Origin of the sequence: Comamonas sp. Z1 (genome assembly GCF_008121555.1) — a bacterium.
Lineage (GTDB): Bacteria > Pseudomonadota > Gammaproteobacteria > Burkholderiales > Burkholderiaceae_C > Comamonas > Comamonas thiooxydans.
This window is the reverse complement of record NZ_VOQT01000018.1, coordinates 23,220-41,440: the sequence shown is the minus strand read 5'-3', so window position 1 is coordinate 41,440 and position 18,221 is coordinate 23,220. Positions and strand designations below refer to the sequence as shown.

Below are 18,221 nucleotides of genomic sequence, written 5' to 3'. Positions count from 1 at the left end.
GCAGGGCTTGCGATCAGCTCACATGCTTGCCCACAATGCCGGCCAGCTCGAACATGCTGATCTGCTCCTTGCCGAACACCGGCTTGAGCTTGGCGTCGGCGTTGATGGCACGCTTGTCCTTGGCATCCTGCAGGCCGTTGGCCTTGATGTAGTCCCAGAGCTTTTTGATCACGTCGGGGCGCGAGGTGGGCTCGCTGCCGATTACGGCAGCCAGGTCGGCGCTGGGCTTGAGCGTGGCGCTCACGGTGCGGGGCTTCTTCACCGCAGCGGTCTTGGTCGTCGCCTTGGTCGCTGTCTTGGCGGCGGTCTTCTTGGCTGCCGTGCCTGTCTTCTTGGCGGCAGCCGTCGTGGTCTTGGCCGCCGCTGCGCCGGCAGTCTTGCGCGCCGGGTATTTGCCTTCGCGCTGCTCGAACTCGAAGTTCACCTTGCCTGCAGCACCATCCCAGACCAGGAAGGCCTTGAAGTTGCGGCGCGTACGGTTGGAGACGAACTTCTCCAGCAGATCGGTCTTGCCGGTCTGCAGCAGTTTGCTCATCTGCTCGCGCTCTATGGGCTGCTGCAGGATGATCTGGCCGCTCTTGAAGTCGCAGCTGGGCGTGGTCTGCGCCAGCGTGGGCACGGCCTTGGAGCAGACATAGTTGGCGCCATGCTCGAAGACGGGCGAGCCGCACTTGGGACAGGGGCCCAGGCTTTGCTGGTGGGCAAAGTCCACGATCTCGCCCGTGTCCTCGGAGTCCTTGTCGTCGCCGAAGTCGAATTCCAGCTTGAAGTTGCTGTTTTCCTCGTCACGCACGATGGCGACCTCGGCCACGAACGGCCAGCCGGCCTTGGAGCGGAAGCCTTCCAGCGGGCCGATGCGGCGTTCGCGCAGCAGCTGCTCGGCCTCGGCCGTCTCGAAGGTGCGGCCGGCTGGCGACTTGGTGAACGAGAAGCCGCAGCCTTCGCTGGCGCCATTGGCGCCCGTGCAGGCATAGCGGCGGTAGTTCTCCTTGACCACGCCGCCGCAGTTGGGGCAGGGCGTGGAGAGCGTCGCGTAGTCACCGGGAATGGTGTCGCGGTCGTATTCCTTGGCCTTCTTGACCAGCTTCTCGGTCATGGCCTGGATCTGCTGCATGAAGGCTTCGCGCGAGAGCTGGCCTTTTTCCATCTGCGACAGCTTGAATTCCCATTCGCCGGTCAGGTCGGCGCGGCACAGCTCCTCGACTTCCAGGCCGCGCAGCAGCGTCATCAGCTGGAAGGCCTTGGCCGTGGGGATCAGCTCGCGGCCTTCGCGCAGCATGTACTTTTCCGTCAGCAGGCCTTCGATGATGGCCGCGCGCGTGGCTGGCGTGCCCAGGCCTTTTTCCTGCATGGCTTCACGCAGCTCGTCGTCGTCGATCTGCTTGCCGGCGCTTTCCATGGCTCCCAGCAGCGTGGCTTCGGAGTAGCGTGCCGGCGGCTTGGTCTTGAGGCCCTTGACATCGGCGTGGTGGGTGCGCGGCTGCTCGCCGGGCTGCACGGCCACCAGGGGCTGGCCCTTGTCGCCTTCCTTGGCGTCCTCCACCTCGTTGGCTGCTTCCTTGCCGTAGATGGCCAGCCAGCCCGGCTTGACCAGCACCTTGCCCTCGGTCTTGAAGCTGTGCTGCTCCACCTTGCTGATGCGGGTGGTGACCTGGTATTCGGCGCTGGGGAAGAACACGGCCATGAAGCGGCGCACGACCAGGTCGTACAGCTTCTGTTCGGCTTCCGACAGGCCGGAAGGGGCCTGCGTGGTCGGGATGATGGCAAAGTGATCCGACACCTTGCTGTTGTCGAAAACGCGCTTGGTGGGGCGGATGTAGTTGTCGTTGATGGCCTGCTGGGCAAACGGCGCCAGATGGCGCATGCCGCTGGTGGCCAGCATATCGAAGGTCTGCTTCGCGACGGGCAGATAGTCCTCGGGCAGGGCACGCGAGTCGGTACGCGGGTAGGTCAGGGCCTTGTGACGTTCGTACAGGCTTTGCGCCAGCGCCAGCGTGGTCTTGGCCGAGAAGCCGAACTTGCCGTTGGCCTCGCGCTGCAGGCTGGTCAGGTCGAACAGCAGGGGCGAAGCCTGTGTGGTGGGCTTGCTCTCTTCCGTCACCTGGGCAGGCTTGCCCTGCACGGCGGCGGCAATCGCTTCGGCATCGGCCTTGTTCCACAGGCGGTCGGCCTTGGCCTCGGCATCGTCCGATTTCTTCCACTGCGGGTTGAACCACTTGCCCAGGTACTGGCCGGCCTGGGCGTCGAAAGTGCCGTGCACTTCCCAGTAGTCGCGGCTGACGAATTTGCGGATCTTTTCCTCGCGCTCCACCACCAGGGACAGGGTGGGCGTCTGCACGCGGCCCACGGTGGTCAGGAAGAAGCCGCCGTCGCGCGAGTTGAAGGCCGTCATGGCGCGCGTGCCGTTGATGCCCACCAGCCAGTCGGCTTCGGAGCGGCTGCGTGCGGCGCTGGCCAGACCCTGCATCTGGGCATCGCTGCGCAGATTGTTGAAGCCGTCGCGAATCGCCTGCGGCGTCATGGACTGCAGCCACAGGCGCTTGACGGGTTTGCCCAGGCCGCCCTTGGCGCCGCCCGCGTATTGCTCGATCAGGCGGAAGATCAGCTCACCCTCGCGGCCCGCGTCACAGGCGTTGATGAGTTCGGTCACATCCTTGCGCTTGGCCTGCTTGACCACGGCGTTCAGGCGGGTCTTGGTCTTGTCCACGGGCTTGAGGTCGAAGCGCGGGGGGATGACCGGCAGATTGGCAAAACTCCATTTGCCGCGCTTGACATCGAATTCTTCGGGCGCCTGAATCTCCACCAGGTGGCCGACCGCACTGGTCACCACATAGCTGTCGGATTCGAAGTAGTCATCGTGTTTTTCGAACTTGCCTGCCACCGGGGTCAGCGCACGGACGATGTCCTGTGCGACAGAAGGCTTCTCTGCAATCACCAGGGTTTTAGTCATTGTGTGTTCTCGTCGTCATTAACCACCTGAACCCGAATCGAAACTCAGGCTCATACAATTCGCTTCTCACGCGCGCGCATGCGCACATGTGTGCATATTCAAAGTATCAGAGAAAACATGCCCCGCACATCACTGGCCTCTTCAACGGGCCGACGCATCCAGACCCGGCGCTCCGGCGTTCATGGCAAAGGCGTTTTCGCCGCGCAGGATATTGCGGAAGGCGAAACCATTATTGAGTACGTGGGTGAAGTGATTGACTGGCAGGAGGCGCAGGACCGTCATCCGCATGATCCCAGCCAGCCCAATCACACTTTTTACTTTCAGGTCGACGATGAGCGGGTGATAGATGCCACGCACAAGGGCAATTCCTCGCGCTGGATCAACCACAGCTGCGCGCCCAACTGCTACACCGACGAGATCGACGGTCGCGTCTATATCGTGGCGCTGCGCAATATTGCAGCGGGCGAGGAACTGAACTACGACTATGGCCTGATGGTGGAGGAGCGCTATACGGCCAAGCTCAAGGCTGAATATGCCTGCTACTGCGGCGCTGCGAACTGCCGCGGCACCATGCTGGCGCCGAAAAGGGGCTGGAAACCGCCGATGCCTGCAAGCATCCCCTGAGGCGCTGCACGCCTTCCCCTTCTCTCTACGCGCTTTGCGCTATGGGAAGGGGACGACGCCCTCGCTGCGGGGCGGTGGGGCCGCCTAGGCCCTTGCTTGGCGTCTCTGACTTGCGTTGCGCCAGTTTTTAGATTTGGATAGATAGAAATGACTCAGCCGATTCACTGGAATGCCGAAGCCTTGTGGGAAGCCATTGCACCGCAGTTGCCGGGCTTTACGGTCGAGGTGCTGCCGACCATCGACTCCTCAAATACCGAACTCATGCGCCGCGCGCGCGACGGGCTGACGGATCCGGTGCTGTTGATTGCCGAGCAGCAAACCCAGGGCCGAGGCCGCCTGGGCCGCAACTGGGTCAGCGGCGTCGGTGATTCGCTGATGTTCTCGCTGGGCCTGCCGCTGGCACCGCGCGACTGGTCGGGGCTGTCGCTGGCAGTGGGCGTGAGTGTGGCCGAGAGCTTGCAGCCCCAGCTTCCCGCAGCGGGGGCCGCGCCCAAGATCGGCATCAAATGGCCCAACGATCTGTGGCTGGAGGGCGACCGCAAGCTGGCCGGCATTCTGATCGAGACCGCCAGCTTTGTCGGCGGCCAACAGCACGATATGACGGCACCGCGCTATGTGGTGATCGGTATCGGCATCAATGTGCGTCCCCGTCCCGGTGACGGCATGCGCACGGCCCCGGCCTGCCTGCAGGAGCTCGATGCCGCACTGGATGCGCCCACGGCCCTGGCCTGCATATTGCCCAATCTGGTGGCCGAGGTGCAGAGCTTTGCCCGGCATGGCTTTGCCCCGCTGATGCAGCGCTTTGCCCAGCGAGACCTGCTGGCCGGACGCGAGGTGAATCTGAGCGACGGCACTAGCGGCCTGGCTCAGGGTGTGGCTGCCGATGGCGGCTTTCTGGTGCGTACAGCGACCGGGCTGCAAGCCGTGACCAGTTCTGAAATCAGCGTGCGTCCGGCTGGCAGCCCGCTGCAGGCTTGAAATGAAGCACCTCCTGAGGCGCTTTGCGCCTTCCTCCTCTCTCTACGCGCTGCGCGCTAGGGGAAGAGGACGCAGCCCTCGCTGCGGGGCCGCCCAGGCCCTTGCTCGGCTGCCCGCGAGCGGCTACAGCCCATGTAACTGATGTGAGAAACCTATGCTGAGAATCGTTTTCCTGCTCTTGCTGCTGGGCAACGCGGGTTACTACATGTGGAGCCACGGCTATCTGGCCGGCATGGGGCTGGCGCCGGAGTTGCAGTCCGAGCCGCAGCGCCTTCAGGAGCAGATCAGGCCGGATGCCCTGGTGCTGCAGCAGCCCGAAGCGGCGCAAGCTCCGGCTGTTGAACCGGCAAAGACTATGGAGCCCGAAGCGCCTGCGGTGGACGACAGCGCGCCGCCCGCAGCTCCCGAAAGCAAGTCGGATGGCAAGCCCGAAGCTGCAACCGTCGCGGCCAGGGAAACCAAGGACGCCAAGGACACAAAGGATGCCAAGACCGCCATTAAGGAGCCCGAGACCTGCTATCAGGCCAACGGCATCGAAGAGGCGCAGGCCGACAGCATCCGACGTGCGCTGGCGGGCAAGTCCAAGAGCGATTGGGAGCTGGTGGCCAGCCATCAGGGCGGGCGCTGGATGGTCTATATGGGCAAGTTCCCAGACGCCGAATTCATGGACCGCAAGCGCGGCGAGTTGCGTCTGATGAATATCGACTTCGACCGCGCCGGCGGCAGCTTCGAGCCCGGTCTGTCGCTGGGACGTTTTTCGACGGAAGAAGCCGCCCAGCGCCAGCTGGCCACTTTCGCGCGCCAGGGCGTGCGCACCGCGCGCGTGGTGCAGGAGCGTCCCGATGTGACGACCTATGCGCTGCGTCTGCCCAAGGCCACGCCGACATTGCGCAACGAAGTGGCGGCGCTGGCTGGCAAGAATCTGGTGCCCAAGGCCTTGCAGGCCTGTGCCAAGTAATTTTCGTAGCTGCTATCGCAAGAAAGGCCTGCATTTGCAGGCCTTTTGTATTGGAAAACCAGTTGAGATAAGCGCAACCAGCTCCTGTTTTTAGTCCAAATGAATATTGGCGACGGCGGCCAGCTTCTTCATCTTGGCCACTTCGCTGGCGATCTGCTTGGTGAAGTCGGCGCTCGATGTGCCCGAGGGGTACAGGCCTTGAGCAGCCATGCGCTGCTTGACGGCGGGGTCCTTGAGTGCGGCAATGATGGCTTTTTGCACACGTTCCACTTGTGCGGCGGGCGTGTTCTTGGGGGCCACCAGGCCGAACCAGGAAGGCTCGTTCAGGTCGGGGTGACCGGCCTGCGCATAGGTCTGCACATCGGGCAGCACGTCCAGACGTTCATGCCAGGACACGGCCAGGGCGCGCACCTTGCCCGACTTGATATGGGGCAGGGACGAGTTCACCTGATCGAAGTACACGGGAACCTGGTTGCCCAGCACGTCGTTGATGGCAGGAGCCGAGCCACGGTAGGGGATGTGGTGCATTTCGGTGCCCGTGCTCTTGAGGAACTGGGCGCCCCACATATGGCCGATGGTGCCGTTGCCGGGGGTGGCATAGGACACCTTGCCGGGGTTGGCCTTGAGGTAGGCCACAAACTCGGCAAAAGTCTTCACGGGAATCAGCTTGGGGTTGATCACCAGCACGCCGGGGGCCTTGACGATCTCGGTCACGCCCACGAAGTCGTTGATCGCGTCGTAAGGCAGCTTCTTGAACACGGCGGGGTTCACACCATGGGTGGACAGGGTGGCAATACCGAAAGTCACGCCATCGGTGGCGCGAGCCACTTCTGCCATGCCGATGGAGCCGCCGGCGCCGGCCTTGTTTTCAATCACCACGGCCTGGCCGCCCAGCAGCTTGATCAGCACGTCCTGCATATTGCGGGGCACCATGTCGGTGGGGCCGCCAGCGGGGAAGGGCACGACGATGCGCAGAGGACGCGATGTGTCCTGCGCCATGCTCATGCCGGAGAAAGAAGAAGCGGCTGCGGCAGCAGCGGCGGTGTAGATGAATTGACGTCGTTGCATCAAAAAGCTCCCAGGATTCAGTGATTCCAAATTGCTGTCTTGCAGAGCGCAAATAGCGACTCTTCAGACAACCCATGATCGAATTGATTCTAGGGTAAGCGAGAACTTGCCAAATACGCAGTTTCCGATATTCGCATCGGGGCAAACGGGCGCAAAGCCAAGCCTGGCGCGGCTTCTCAGTCTTGGGGGGCACCGAATTGGTGCATTTCTAGGTTGCGCTTCACTGCTGTCCGGGCATGGCCTTGAAGCGCACGGTAAACAGCGCCCCCGGCGGGGTATGACCGGGCCTGGCATCCTGCAGCAGCACTTGCGCGCCGTGCTGACGGGCGATTTCCATAACGATGGGCAGGCCCAGACCGGAGCCGTCGGCTTCGGAGCCCAGCGCCCGGTAAAAAGGCTGGAAGATCAGTTCGCGCTCGCCCAGCGGCACGCCGGGGCCTGAATCCTCGACCTGCAGCAGCAGAATCTGGCCGAAATGATCGGCCTGCACGCGCACCGTGACCACGCCTGGCTGTTCGCTGGTCGATGGCGTGTAGTTGATGGCGTTGTCCACCAGATTGCGCACCAGCTCGGCCAGCAGCGTGGCATTGCCGTTGAGCCAGACACCGGGCGTGCTGGCGCTGGCACCCTCGTAGCCCAGGTCTATGTGCTTGTCCATGGCGCGCGGCAGGCAGTCCTGCACCACGTCGGTGACGATGCGCACGAGGTTGCAGCCCTGCATGGCGGGCACGGCGCTCTCGGCCCGTGCCAGTGCCAGCAGCTGGTTGACAGTATGGGTGGCACGCATGCTTGAGCGGCCGATCTGCGCCAGCGAGCGCTTCAGGTCTTCGGTATTCGTGCCCTCGCGCTGGGCCAGGTCGGCCTGCATGCGCAGGCCCGCCAGCGGGGTCTTGAGCTGGTGGGCCGCGTCGGCCAGAAAACGTTTTTGCGTGGCGATGGAGTCATGCAGGCGCTGCAGCAGATCGTTGACCGAATCGACCAGCGGCACCACCTCCAGCGGCACATCCTTGTGATTGATGGGCGAGAGATCCTCGGGCTTGCGCGCGCGGATGCGCTCCTCCAGCCGGTGCAGCGGCTTGATGCCGCGTGCCAGTGCCAGCCAGACCAGCAGGGCGGCCAGCGGCAGGATGACGAACTGCGGCAGCATCACGCCCTTGATGATTTCCGTGGCCAGCACGCTGCGCTTTTCGCGTGTTTCCGCGACCTGCACCAGAGCGTTGGGCTCGCCGGGCAGCGGCATGCGCACCCAGATATAGGCCACGCGCAGGTCAATGCCCTTGTATTCCTCATCGCGCAGCAGCACCGAGCCGGTGGGCGTGTCCTCGTCGACGGAGGGCGGGCGCGGCAGGTCGCGCTCGCCGGCCAGATATTCGCCCCTGGTGCCGCTGACCTGGAAGAACACCGTGTCCGATTCATCGGCGCGCAGGATCTCGCTGGCCGACTGAGGCAGATTGAACTGCACCTTGCCGCGCTGCACGATGACCAGCTGAGCCAGGGCCTGGGCGTTGTACTCCAGCGCGCGATCGAAGGGCTTGTTGGCCAGGCCCTGGGCCACCAGCCAGGTCAGCGCCAGGCTCACGGGCCAGAGCAGCAGCAGCGGCGTGAGCATCCAGTCGAGGATCTCGCCGAAGAGGGATCGCTGCTCACGCTGAAAAATTTTCATGCTTGTAAAACTGGCGTATTCCAACTCAGGGATGACCAGCAAGGGCCGCCCCGCAGCAAAGGCCATCGTCCCCCTCGGGGGGAAGCGGCGGGGGCCGCTTAGGCAAAGCCGCTCAGGGGGGTGCTATCTTTTCCAGGCAGTAACCGAGGCCGCGCACGGTGGCGATGCGGATCGGGCCTTTCTCGATTTTCTTGCGCAGGCGGTGGATATAGACCTCGATGGCATTGTTGCTCACCTCCTCGCCCCATTCGCACAGGCGCTCCACCAACTGGTCCTTGCTGACCAGGCGGCCTGCGCGCTGCAGCAGCACCTCCAGCAGGCCCAGCTCGCGCGCCGACAGCTCCACCATCTTGCCGTCTATGGTAGCGACGCGGCCGGTCTGGTCATAGACCAGCGGGCCATGCTTGATGGTGGAACTGGCGCCGCCCATGCCGCGACGCGTGAGGGCGCGCACGCGCGCTTCCAGCTCGGACAGCGCAAACGGCTTGGCCATGTAGTCGTCGGCACCATAGTCCAGGCCCTGTACGCGCTCTTCGATCGAATCGGCGGCCGTGAGAATCAGCACCGGCAGCGCATCGCCACGCCCGCGCAGGCGCTTGAGCACTTCCAGGCCGTGCACCTTTGGCAGGCCCAGATCGAGAATCAGCAAATCGAATTCGCTGCTGGTCAGCAAGGCGGTATCGGCCTCGCTGCCATTGGCCACATGGCTGACGACGGCGCCCGAGCTGCGCAGCGTGCGCAGCAGGCCATCCGCCAGCACCTGGTCGTCTTCGGCAATCAGTATGCGCATGTGTGTCTCCTGCTTGTTATGTGTGCCTGTTTGCACTTTTGCTGCCATTGTAGGGATGGCTCATGGCCGTTCGGGGCAATTCTCGACAGCCGCTCATAGGCGTCAAGAAGGCGTCAATACAGAATCTCAGTAGCCTTCGGCATAGGCTTCCAGGCCCAGCGCGACCACGGTAGCCACATCCGCGCCCACGGCCTCGCGAAATTCGGCCTCGGCCTGGCTTACGGCGTCGTGAAAAGCCTGCAGCCAGGCCAGACCCGTATCGGTGAAGCGCACGCGCCTGGCGCGCGCATCATGCGGGTCGGCCTCGCGCGTGACCAGGCCCCAGGCTTCGCACTGCGCCACCAGATCGGCCATGGCCTGCTTGGTCATGCCGGCCTTGTCGGCCAGATCGGTGAGCCGGTCGCCAGCCAGCGACAGATGGCGCGTGATGTGGATATGGGCTGCCCCCACCTTGTCGCGCGCCGCCAGATTGGATAGCGTCAGCGGCACCTCCACTGCACGCGCCATGAGCTGCAGCACGCGCGCATCGAAGCGGCGCATGGCATGGCCCAGCAAACGACCCAGATGGGTCTGGCGCCAGGCATCGGCGGGCGGGGTGACGGGGGCGATTTCTGACATGGGTAAATAGTAAGGCAAACTGACTAAATATTTAAATAAATCTGCAGAATTAGCCTCTAAACTACTGTTCAAGCATCCAGCCTGAATGCAAAAACAGGACTGGCCACAGACAGTCATTCACCTACTTCGGAGCCTGATATGAACGCCATCGCCAAGACCAACGACGCCAACAGCGAAAAAGCCAAAGCCCTGGCTGCAGCCCTGGCCCAGATCGAAAAGCAGTTCGGCAAGGGCACCATCATGAAGCTCGGTGAAGGTGAGGCCATCGAAGACATTCAGGTCGTTTCCACCGGCTCCCTGGGTCTGGACATCGCGCTGGGCGTAGGTGGTCTGCCCCGTGGCCGCGTGATCGAAATCTACGGTCCCGAATCCTCGGGCAAGACCACGCTGACGCTGCAGGTCATTGCCGAGATGCAAAAGCAGGGCGGCACCTGCGCCTTTATCGACGCCGAACATGCGCTGGACACCAGCTATGCCCAGAAGCTGGGCGTGAACCTCAGCGACGTGCTGATCAGCCAGCCCGACACCGGTGAGCAGGCTCTGGAAATCTGCGACAGCCTGGTGCGCTCGGGTGCCGTGGACCTGATCGTCATCGACTCGGTGGCCGCATTGACGCCCAAGGCCGAAATCGAAGGCGAGATGGGCGACGCCCTGCCCGGCCTGCAGGCCCGTCTGATGAGCCAGGCCCTGCGCAAGCTGACGGCCACCATCAAGAAGACCAACTGCATGGTCATCTTCATCAACCAGATCCGCATGAAGATCGGCGTGATGTTCGGCTCGCCCGAGACCACCACCGGCGGCAATGCGCTGAAGTTCTATGCCTCCGTGCGTCTGGATATCCGCCGCACCGGCACCATCAAGAAGGGCGACGAGGCCATCGGCAACGAAACCAAGGTCAAGGTCGTGAAGAACAAGGTCTCGCCCCCCTTCAAGACGGCAGAGTTCGACATCCTGTTTGGCGAAGGCATCAGCCGCGAAGGCGAGATTCTGGACATGGGCGTGAACGCCAAGATTCTGGAAAAGAGCGGTGCCTGGTATGCCTACAACGGCGAAAAAATCGGCCAGGGCCGCGACAACTCGCGTGAATTCCTGCGCGAGAACCCCGCGCTGGCCATTGAGATCGAAAACAAGGTGCGCGAGAGCCTGGGCATCAAGCTGCTGCCCGTGGACGGTGCTGCGGCTGCCGAGGCCAAGCCTGCCAAGGGCGGCAAGGGCAAGGTGGACAAGGACGGCGTGATTGAAGGTTGATTCAGTCACCCTGAGGCGCCATGCGCCTTTCGCGAAAGGGGACGACATCCTCGCTGCGGGTGCGGCCCCTGCTTGATGTCCCTGGCTTGGTGAGCGCCGGTGTTTGGGTGCGGGCCTCATGGCTCAAAAGGTTTGCCATCTTTGCGCAGGTTCGTCCTGCGCCTTTTTGTTTCTGGAGATGCGTCGTGAGCTTTGCCAAACTTTCACTCAAGGGCCGCGCCCTCAAGCTGCTGGCGCAGCGCGAGCATTCGCGGCTGGAGCTGCAGCGCAAGCTGGCCGCCCATGTGGAGGAGGGCGACGATCTAAATGCCGTGCTCGACGAGCTGGAGCAGCGGGGCTTCATCAGCGTGGAGCGCGTGGTCGAGTCTGTCCTGCGCAGCAAGGCCGGCCGTTATGGCGCAGCGCGTCTGGTGCATGATCTGCGCAGCAAAGGGCTGGACGATGAAGTGGTGCGCAACGCGAGCGAGCAACTGCGCGATACCGAGCTGGAACGCGCCCGCGAGCTGTGGCGCAAGCGCTTTGGTACGCCGCCTGCCGATATCAAGGAAAAGGCTAAACAGCTGCGCTTCATGGCGTCGCGGGGCTTTTCGGCAGACGTGGCTTCACGCGTGTTGCGCGATGCCCCATACTGCGCAGCACCCGACAGCGAAGACTGAGCTGCAGCCAGCTCCCTCCTGCTGGACGAGGAACCGCTTCTTACACCGGAGGGACCCACGTGCTGACTGCTTCGCAACCCCCTGACGCCCCATCCGCCCTGCGCGTGGGCCTGAGTGCCGGCAAATCGCTGCTGGGCGGCCTGATGCTGGGTGCCTTGCTGGCCCTGGTGCTGGGCTGCGGCGCGGCCGTGTTCTATTTTTCCCGCCTGATGGCCGATCCTGGTCAGGGCATTCATGCCTCGGCCCATACCGGCATCTACGGCGCCGTGATCAGCCTGCTGATATCGCCGCCGCTGCTGGTGGCCGTGGTGCTGATCTTCATCATTCCCGCCTACCTCATGGTCGGTCTGCAGCTGGGCCGCGCCCGGGCGGCAGGCAAGCTGGTGGCGCGCTACGGCCAGGGCCTGGCCGAGCGCCTGGCGGCCATGCTGGCACAGCGCATTGAGGCCCTGCCCAGCGCTCACCAGGCCATGCACAAGGCGGCCGATCTGCTCACCGTGGGCGCGGCGATGGAGCATCTGCAGCCCTGGGTGGGCAACGGGCGTGCCGTGCAGTTCGTGGTGCGCAGCGTGCTCAATCGCCTGCCGCTGTCCGATCTGCTTGAGGAATGGGGGCGCACGCGTGCCCAGTGGGGCAGCGAAGGCGGCAAGGACGACCCGGCGCTGCGTGCCTTTCTGGGCGCTCGCATCGAGGAGATGCTGCAGGGCCTGACCGAGCCGCCCTGGACGCTGCTGTGGATCTTGCTGGCCGGACATGTCGCCGTGCTCGGCCTGGGCACCTGGCTGACCGCCTGAGCGCCCGGCCGACCTGGCGCCGGCTCAATGTCGGTGGCTGCGCGTAGCCCACCAGCAGACCAGCGAGCCCAGCGTTACCAATGCCACGCCCTGCCAGAAGCTCCAGCCCGGCAGCACCTGCAGCAGTGCGCTGGCCATCAGCGCCGAGAGCACGGGTGTGAAATAGGACGCCGCGGCCAGCAGGGCCAGCTTGCCATGCTGGATGCCGTGCTCCCAGCAGCTATAGCCCAGTGCCGTGAGCGCCCCGACCAGCAAGACCTGGCCGGCGGTGAGCCAGCTCCAGAGCATGGGCTGTGACTCGCCCAGCATCAGCCACTTGAGCCACAGCGCGATGGCAGTCCAGGTCACGAACAGACCCACGGCGTTGAAGCCTGAGCCATAGCGGCGCGCCAGCAGCGAGTAGGTCGGCCAGAGCAGGGCGGCCGCAAAACCCATGCCATAGGCCAGCGGGTTGCCCAGCACATGGCTCCACATGACCGGCAGGCTGAAGCTGTCGCCGCCCAGCACGCGCGCCAGACCCCACAGGCAGATCAGCACGCCTGGCCACAGCCACCAGCGAGCCGCCTGCTGGCCGCAGAGCACGGCCAGCACGATGGTGAGGCTGGGCCAGAGATAGTTGATGAGCCCGATTTCCATGGCCTGGCTGCGGTCGTGGGCCAGGCCCACGGCTACGGACAGGCAGATTTCATAGACCACGAACAGCAGGCCGCAGCCCCAGAGGTAGGCCGGGTGCATGCTGCGCCAGCGTGCCAGCTCGCGCCAGCCTTTGCGCCCGCGTGCTGCGGCAATGCAGATGGCGGCCATGGTGTAGAGGCAGGCCGCGCCGCCGACGGCGCCCAGCGGCTCGGCCACGGCGCGCATCAGACCCACGGTGCAGCTCCAGCAGAGTACGGCGATCAGGCCGATGAGCGTGGCACGCCGGGCGGCGGCTTCAGTGGGGTTCATGGAGATGCGCTTTTAAAACAGGAGCTTTGTGCGCAATTCTGGCAATGATTCGATGCATTTTCTGTATTGAATTCCTTGACTGAAGAGCGCTGCAAGCTATTGATCTTATGGTTTGTCCGGGGCGGGGCCAAGTGTTGATCACCGTCGCGAAGTCAATAAAAAACGGCCCTTAGGGCCGTTTCAGCAGATGCTGGGCGTGCTCAGAGACCCAGCATGATCTGCAGGTTCTGCACGGCAGCGCCGCTGGCACCCTTGCCCAGATTGTCCAGACGGGCAATCAGCACGGCCTGGCGGTATTGCTCGTTGGCAAATACGCGCAGCTCCAGCTTGTTGGTATTGGCCAGAGTGTCGGCGGCCAGCTTGTTGTCGTCCGTGGGCGGCAGCACGCTGACCCAGTTGGCGCTGGTGTTGGTCTGGGCGTAATGGCTGGCCAGGGCGTTGTGCAGGTCGGCGGCCTTGGGTGCGCCGGGCAGCAGATCCAGGTGCAGCGGCAGTTGCACCAGCATGCCCTGGGAAAAGTTGCTCACGGCGGGGATGAACACGGGGCGGCGGGTCATGCCGGTGTAGTGCAGGATTTCGGGAATGTGCTTGTGCGACAGGCCCAGCGCGTAGGCCTCGTAAGGGGCGGCATCGCCGCCTTCATAGGCTTCGATCATGGTGCGGCCGCCGCCGGTGTAGCCGGACACGGAGGGCAGGCTCACAGGGTAGTCGGCGGGAATCAGGCCGGCAGCCACCAGCGGTGCCAGCAGGGCAATGGCGCCCGTGGCGTAGCAGCCGGGGTTGGAGACGCGGGTGGCGCTCTTCACGGCGTCGAGCTGGCCGGCGCGCAGTTCGGGGAAGCCGTAGACCCAGCCTGCGGCCGTGCGGTGGGCGGTGGAGGCGTCGATGATCTTGATGGCGCGGCCTGTCTCTGCGGTGATGGAGTCCACCATGGCTGCGGTTTCACGGGCGGCATCGTCGTGCAGGCAGAGGATGACCAGATCCACACCGGCAATCAGAGCGCGTTTGGCGGCCGGGTCCTTGCGCAGTGCGGGGTCGATGCTGACCAACTCCACACCTGCAAAATCGACCAGACGATCACGGATCTGCAGACCCGTGGTTCCTGCTTCTCCGTCAATAAAGACTTTTGCCATTGCATTTTCTCCTGCACCGGCGCGCGCATTTCTTGGTTTATATGCCGCTGCCTGCGGCACCATTGCCGCTTTCCGAACGGTGATTGTCCTTGAATCTCGTCAGGGATGTGCACTGCCTGTCTTTGAGAACGTGGTTGAGATCTCCTCGCGCCGCGACAGAGGCTTTGCGGGATGGGATGCTAGGGGGCGGCCCCCCGCGCGCGATACCGCAGCAATAGCTGTGCTATTGCGAGGATTTGCGCGGCCGGCGAGGCAACGCCGCAGACTGCCCCTGACCGGGCGTCCGCAAAGCCCCTGTCCCGGAGGGTTGGAGCGAAATCGGGCGATTTCTGTGCGCTGTCACTTGCTTGCACCCCGGTGCAAGCGGCGAGCCATCGCTTCGAACTCATCCCGATTGCGCTCCAACGCGGCTGCGTAGAGATCGCAATCACGTTCTGAGCCAAGTCTCGCGCGAATGGCCCAGTAGACGCTGCAGCTATTCGCAGTTGTCAGCACATTGCCAGCCGCTGCCCCAATGTCCTTGACTCGTATATAAGACATAAGAAAGTTGCGGGAAGAAAAGATATCGTGTAGGAATAATTTCCCTAAGAAATTCAAGGCATTGCAGCTGTTTCCGGAACACGACAAAGTTGCGCGAAATTGTGGATTTTGCGCATGTTCAGGTGTCGTTTTGCGCGGTGCAGCATGGTACATTCCTGCTCGCCATGTCATATGAACCCGATGGCCAGGCTCCCCCGAGTCGGTGGCAAGCGGGTATTTCCCCTCAGTTCAGAGAGACAAAGTCATGAAGATTCATGAATACCAAGGCAAGGAAATCTTGCGCCAATTTGGTGTGCCCGTTCCCCGTGGCATTCCTGCGTTTACCGTGCAAGAGGCTGTTGAAGCAGCCCAGAAGCTGGGTGGACCCGTGTGGGTGGTGAAGGCCCAGATCCACGCTGGTGGCCGCGGCAAGGGCGGCGGCGTGAAGGTTGCCAAGTCCATCGAGGACGTGCAAAAGCTGTCCGAGCAGATTCTGGGCATGCAGCTGGTGACTCACCAGACCGGCCCCGAAGGTCAGAAGGTTCGCCGCCTGTACATCGAAGACGGCGCCGACATCAAGAACGAGCTGTATGTGTCGCTGGTGACCGACCGCGCCACACAGAAGGTTGCCCTGATCGCTTCCAGCGAAGGCGGCATGGACATCGAGGAAGTGGCTCACTCCACTCCCGAAAAGATCATCACCGAGATGATCGACCCCCTGACCGGCATCACCGAAGCGCAATCGCGCAAGGTGGCAGCTGCCATCGGTCTGGAAGGCAAGTCCGTGGATCAGGCCGTGGATCTGTTCGCCAAGATCTACAAGTGCTACATGGACACCGACGCGTCGCTGGTGGAAATCAACCCCCTGAACTGCGACTCCAAGGGCGACCTGATGGCCCTGGACGCCAAGTTCAACTTTGATCCCAACGCTCTGTTCCGTCACCCCGAAATCGTGGCTTTCCGCGATCTGGACGAAGAAGACGCTGCCGAAATCGAAGCATCCAAGTTCGATCTGGCCTACATCTCCCTGGACGGCAACATCGGCTGTCTGGTGAACGGCGCCGGTCTGGCCATGGCCACCATGGACACCATCAAGCTGTTCGGCGGCGAACCAGCCAACTTCCTGGACGTGGGCGGCGGCGCTACGGCCGAGAAGGTGACCGAAGCCTTCAAGATCATGCTCAAGAACCCCGAAGTCAAGGGCATTCTGGTCAATATCTTCGGCGGCATCATGAAGTGCGACACCATCGCCACCGGCGTGGTCACTGCCTGCAAGGCCGTGAACCTGTCCGTGCCTCTGGTCGTGCGCATGAAGGGCACCAACGAAGAACTGGGCAAGCAAATCCTCAAGGATTCCGGCCTGCCCATCATCGCTGCCGACACCATGGCTGAAGCAGCGACCAAGATCGTTGCTGCCGTTAAGTAATACGCCCCGGAGATAGAAACATGTCGATCTTTATCAACAAAGACACCAAGGTCATCACCCAGGGCATTACTGGCAAGACCGGCCAGTTCCACACTGAAAAGTGCCAGGAATACGCGAACGGCAAGAACTGCTTCGTGGCAGGCGTGAACCCCAAGAAGGCTGGCGAAAAGATTTTCGACATCCCAATCTTTGGTTCCGTCAAGGACGCTGCCAAGGAAACCGGCGCTACCGTGTCCGTGATCTACGTGCCTCCCGCAGGTGCTGCTGCTGCCATCTGGGAAGCTGTTGAAGCCGACCTGGACCTGGCCATCTGCATCACCGAAGGCATCCCCGTGCGCGACATGCTGGAAGTGCGCAACAAGATGAAGGCCAAGGAAGCTGCCGGCGGCAAGAAGACTCTGCTGCTGGGCCCCAACTGCCCCGGTCTGATCACGCCTGACGAAATCAAGATCGGCATCATGCCCGGTCACATCCACAAGAAGGGCCGCGTGGGCGTGGTCTCCCGTTCCGGCACGCTGACTTACGAAGCCGTGGCTCAGCTGACCGAACTGGGCATTGGCCAGTCCTCCGCCGTCGGTATCGGTGGCGACCCCATCAACGGTCTGAAGCACATCGACGTGATGCGCGCTTTCAACGACGATCCCGACACCGATGCCGTGATCATGATCGGTGAAATCGGCGGTCCCGACGAAGCCGAAGCTGCCCAGTGGTGCAAGGCCAACATGAAGAAGCCTATCGTGGGCTTCATCGCCGGCGTGACTGCGCCTCCCGGCAAGCGCATGGGCCACGCAGGTGCCCTGATCTCCGGCGGTGCCGACACGGCTGACGCCAAGCTGGCCATCATGGAAGAGTGCGGCTTCACCATCACCCGCAACCCTTCCGAAATGGGTCGCCTGCTGCAAGGCCTGCTGAAGAAGTAAGCCCGTGCAAAAGTTCGTGATACAGCGTTGAATTTACGCAGTATTACGAACTGGCAAGATGGGCTTAGCGCCCTACACTGCCTCCACTCTTAAAAGAAAGCGCCGCGCAATGCGGCGCTTTCATATTCAAAACAGTGGAGTCAACATGGAAATGCTCAATAGCGCCGATTTCTGGATCGGCCTGGTGAAGATCATCTGGATCAACATCATTCTCTCCGGCGACAACGCCGTGGTCATCGCACTGGCCGCGCGCTCTCTTCCCCCTGAACAGCAAAAGAAGGCCATCATGTTCGGCTCCGGCGCCGCCGTGGTGCTGCGTATCGTGCTGACCGTGGTGGCTGCCAAGCTGCTGGAACTCTCCTTCCTGCAGGTTGTGGGCGGTTGCCTGCTGCTGTGGATCGGCTATCAACTGCTGACCGGCGACGAAGACGGCGAGGGCGAATCCAAGGGCCATGGCTCCATGATGACTGCCATCCGCACCATCCTGATTGCCGACCTGGTGATGAGCCTGGACAACGTGATTGCCGTGGCCGCGACCGCCCAGGGCAATATGGTGCTGCTGATCCTGGGCCTTGCCATTTCCATTCCCCTGGTGATTTTCGGCTCCACGCTGATGATCAAGCTCATGGAACGCTTCCCCGTCATCGTCACGCTGGGCGCGGCGCTGATCGGCTGGGTGGGCGGCGAGACCATCGTCAACGACAATCTGCTGCATGGCTACACCATGGCTCACCCCTGGCTGCACTATGTCGCTGCTGCATCGGGTGCCGTGCTGGTGGTCGGACTGGGCAAGTTCATGCAGGCACGCTCTGCAAAGAAGGAAGTCGCTGTGGCCTGATCGCCCCGGAAGTCTTTCCCCAAAAAACGCACTGTGGATTCACAGTGCGTTTTTTTATGGCCGCAGTGCGGATGACAAACTGTGTGAACATCT

General features: G+C 62.9%; 16 protein-coding genes. 9 read left to right on the top strand and 7 right to left on the bottom strand.

Annotation, left to right across the window (positions count from 1 at the left end; translation table 11 throughout):
* Window positions 1–13: 13 nt before the first annotated feature.
* Window positions 14–2,950 (bottom strand): DNA topoisomerase III, encoded by a 2,937-nt coding sequence (locus tag FSY45_RS22780; RefSeq protein WP_046460388.1) that lies wholly within the window; start codon window positions 2,948–2,950, stop codon window positions 14–16.
* A gap of 117 nt (window positions 2,951–3,067) precedes the next feature.
* Between FSY45_RS22780 and FSY45_RS22775 the strand changes: the two genes are divergently transcribed.
* The 3 genes from FSY45_RS22775 (at window position 3,068) to FSY45_RS22765 (ending at window position 5,510) form a co-directional block, all read left to right on the top strand.
* Window positions 3,068–3,574 carry an SET domain-containing protein gene (locus tag FSY45_RS22775; RefSeq protein WP_003064766.1) on the top strand — a complete coding sequence of 169 codons (507 nt, stop codon included), beginning with the start codon at window positions 3,068–3,070 and terminating at the stop codon, window positions 3,572–3,574.
* Between the two features lie 147 nt (window positions 3,575–3,721).
* Window positions 3,722–4,552, top strand: coding sequence for a biotin--[acetyl-CoA-carboxylase] ligase (locus FSY45_RS22770; protein ID WP_046460389.1), 831 nt, complete (start codon window positions 3,722–3,724; stop codon window positions 4,550–4,552).
* 154 nt (window positions 4,553–4,706) lie between these two features.
* The gene (locus FSY45_RS22765; RefSeq protein WP_003064762.1) at window positions 4,707–5,510 is read left to right on the top strand and encodes a hypothetical protein; all 804 of its coding nucleotides are present in this window, start codon (window positions 4,707–4,709) and stop codon (window positions 5,508–5,510) included.
* A gap of 90 nt (window positions 5,511–5,600) precedes the next feature.
* Here the strand turns inward: FSY45_RS22765 and FSY45_RS22760 are convergent, their stop codons facing one another.
* The 4 genes from FSY45_RS22760 to FSY45_RS22745 all read right to left on the bottom strand — a co-directional run bounded on the left by FSY45_RS22760 (window position 5,601) and on the right by FSY45_RS22745 (window position 9,649).
* The gene (locus tag FSY45_RS22760; RefSeq protein ID WP_003064761.1) at window positions 5,601–6,578 is read right to left on the bottom strand and encodes a tripartite tricarboxylate transporter substrate binding protein; all 978 of its coding nucleotides are present in this window, start codon (window positions 6,576–6,578) and stop codon (window positions 5,601–5,603) included.
* 220 nt (window positions 6,579–6,798) lie between these two features.
* On the bottom strand, window positions 6,799–8,241 hold the full coding sequence (locus FSY45_RS22755; protein ID WP_003064759.1) for a sensor histidine kinase: 1,443 nt from the start codon (window positions 8,239–8,241) through the stop codon (window positions 6,799–6,801).
* Window positions 8,242–8,353: 112 nt separating this feature from the next.
* Entirely contained in the window at window positions 8,354–9,031 is a 678-nt protein-coding gene (locus tag FSY45_RS22750; RefSeq protein WP_003064757.1) for a response regulator transcription factor, read from the bottom strand.
* Window positions 9,032–9,157: 126 nt separating this feature from the next.
* A complete protein-coding gene (locus FSY45_RS22745; RefSeq protein ID WP_046460390.1) occupies window positions 9,158–9,649 on the bottom strand; it encodes a MarR family winged helix-turn-helix transcriptional regulator in 492 nt (163 codons plus the stop codon).
* Window positions 9,650–9,787: 138 nt separating this feature from the next.
* Here FSY45_RS22745 and recA point away from each other — a divergent pair, with 138 nt between their 5' ends.
* From recA to FSY45_RS22730, 3 genes are all read left to right on the top strand, one after another.
* The gene (gene recA / locus FSY45_RS22740) at window positions 9,788–10,897 is read left to right on the top strand and encodes a recombinase RecA (protein WP_003072158.1); all 1,110 of its coding nucleotides are present in this window, start codon (window positions 9,788–9,790) and stop codon (window positions 10,895–10,897) included.
* Between the two features lie 185 nt (window positions 10,898–11,082).
* Window positions 11,083–11,553 (top strand): recombination regulator RecX, encoded by a 471-nt coding sequence (gene recX / locus FSY45_RS22735; RefSeq protein ID WP_046460391.1) that lies wholly within the window; start codon window positions 11,083–11,085, stop codon window positions 11,551–11,553.
* A 59-nt stretch (window positions 11,554–11,612) separates the two neighbouring features.
* Complete coding sequence (locus FSY45_RS22730) at window positions 11,613–12,347, top strand: hypothetical protein (RefSeq protein WP_046460392.1); 735 nt, start codon at window positions 11,613–11,615, stop codon at window positions 12,345–12,347.
* A gap of 24 nt (window positions 12,348–12,371) precedes the next feature.
* Here FSY45_RS22730 and yddG read toward each other — a convergent pair whose 3' ends face one another.
* Window positions 12,372–13,292, bottom strand: a complete 921-nt coding sequence (gene yddG, locus FSY45_RS22725; RefSeq protein WP_046460393.1) for an aromatic amino acid DMT transporter YddG — start codon at window positions 13,290–13,292, stop codon at window positions 12,372–12,374.
* Window positions 13,293–13,492: 200 nt separating this feature from the next.
* On the bottom strand, window positions 13,493–14,425 hold the full coding sequence (gene argC / locus FSY45_RS22720; RefSeq protein ID WP_046460491.1) for an N-acetyl-gamma-glutamyl-phosphate reductase: 933 nt from the start codon (window positions 14,423–14,425) through the stop codon (window positions 13,493–13,495).
* Between the two features lie 784 nt (window positions 14,426–15,209).
* On the opposite strand from argC, the gene sucC reads away from it, so the two are divergent.
* From sucC to FSY45_RS22705, 3 genes are all read left to right on the top strand, one after another.
* Window positions 15,210–16,370 carry an ADP-forming succinate--CoA ligase subunit beta gene (gene sucC / locus FSY45_RS22715; protein WP_003064741.1) on the top strand — a complete coding sequence of 387 codons (1,161 nt, stop codon included), beginning with the start codon at window positions 15,210–15,212 and terminating at the stop codon, window positions 16,368–16,370.
* A 20-nt stretch (window positions 16,371–16,390) separates the two neighbouring features.
* Window positions 16,391–17,290: a succinate--CoA ligase subunit alpha gene (gene sucD, locus FSY45_RS22710; RefSeq protein WP_003064739.1), complete on the top strand. Its 900-nt coding sequence runs from the start codon at window positions 16,391–16,393 to the stop codon at window positions 17,288–17,290.
* Between the two features lie 145 nt (window positions 17,291–17,435).
* The gene (locus FSY45_RS22705) at window positions 17,436–18,128 is read left to right on the top strand and encodes a TerC family protein (RefSeq protein ID WP_046460394.1); all 693 of its coding nucleotides are present in this window, start codon (window positions 17,436–17,438) and stop codon (window positions 18,126–18,128) included.
* Window positions 18,129–18,221: the final 93 nt, after the last annotated feature.

Coding starts and splice junctions, on each gene's coding strand:
- FSY45_RS22780 (WP_046460388.1), bottom strand. CDS start 2,950: ATGACTAAAACCCTGGTGATTGCAGAGAAGCCTTCTGTCGCACAGGAC.
- FSY45_RS22775 (WP_003064766.1), top strand. CDS start 3,068: ATGCCCCGCACATCACTGGCCTCTTCAACGGGCCGACGCATCCAGACC.
- FSY45_RS22770 (WP_046460389.1), top strand. CDS start 3,722: ATGACTCAGCCGATTCACTGGAATGCCGAAGCCTTGTGGGAAGCCATT.
- FSY45_RS22765 (WP_003064762.1), top strand. CDS start 4,707: ATGCTGAGAATCGTTTTCCTGCTCTTGCTGCTGGGCAACGCGGGTTAC.
- FSY45_RS22760 (WP_003064761.1), bottom strand. CDS start 6,578: ATGCAACGACGTCAATTCATCTACACCGCCGCTGCTGCCGCAGCCGCT.
- FSY45_RS22755 (WP_003064759.1), bottom strand. CDS start 8,241: ATGAAAATTTTTCAGCGTGAGCAGCGATCCCTCTTCGGCGAGATCCTC.
- FSY45_RS22750 (WP_003064757.1), bottom strand. CDS start 9,031: ATGCGCATACTGATTGCCGAAGACGACCAGGTGCTGGCGGATGGCCTG.
- FSY45_RS22745 (WP_046460390.1), bottom strand. CDS start 9,649: ATGTCAGAAATCGCCCCCGTCACCCCGCCCGCCGATGCCTGGCGCCAG.
- recA (WP_003072158.1), top strand. CDS start 9,788: ATGAACGCCATCGCCAAGACCAACGACGCCAACAGCGAAAAAGCCAAA.
- yddG (WP_046460393.1), bottom strand. CDS start 13,292: ATGAACCCCACTGAAGCCGCCGCCCGGCGTGCCACGCTCATCGGCCTG.
- argC (WP_046460491.1), bottom strand. CDS start 14,425: ATGGCAAAAGTCTTTATTGACGGAGAAGCAGGAACCACGGGTCTGCAG.
- sucC (WP_003064741.1), top strand. CDS start 15,210: ATGAAGATTCATGAATACCAAGGCAAGGAAATCTTGCGCCAATTTGGT.
- sucD (WP_003064739.1), top strand. CDS start 16,391: ATGTCGATCTTTATCAACAAAGACACCAAGGTCATCACCCAGGGCATT.
- FSY45_RS22705 (WP_046460394.1), top strand. CDS start 17,436: ATGGAAATGCTCAATAGCGCCGATTTCTGGATCGGCCTGGTGAAGATC.